Source organism: Marinobacter sp. SBS5, from assembly GCF_048285575.1.
Classification (GTDB): domain Bacteria; phylum Pseudomonadota; class Gammaproteobacteria; order Pseudomonadales; family Oleiphilaceae; genus Marinobacter.
Map to the genome: position 1 here is coordinate 1 of NZ_JBLWAZ010000015.1, position 311 is coordinate 311.

The window sequence follows — 311 nt, forward strand, 5'->3', positions numbered from 1 at the left end:
ACTTCGGTGCGGTTGTTTTCCGTGAGCAGATCGAGATCTTTCTGGGCATGAACGTAAATTTGCTCTTCGCCGGCTTCGTCCTCAAAACGCAGTTCGTTGCTGCCGTCACCCTTGTGGGTTTTGGTTTTTAACGTGGTGCGGGTTTTGTGCTCCGGCAGCGCGTACGGTGGCGTATTCGTGACGTGGTAGGTGCGGCCGGTGATGATCGGCTGGTCCGGGTCGCCATCGAGGAAGCTGACAATCACTTCGTTGCCGATTCTGGGCAAGGCCATAAAACCATACTGTCCGCCAGCCCAGCCTTGGGACACGCG

The 311-nt window shown here is 56.9% G+C and carries 1 protein-coding gene; it reads right to left on the reverse strand.

From position 1 onward, the window contains the following. On the reverse strand, positions 1 to 311 hold a 311-nt coding region (vgrG, locus tag ACNQ6O_RS15765; RefSeq protein WP_418054125.1), incomplete at both ends, for a type VI secretion system tip protein VgrG.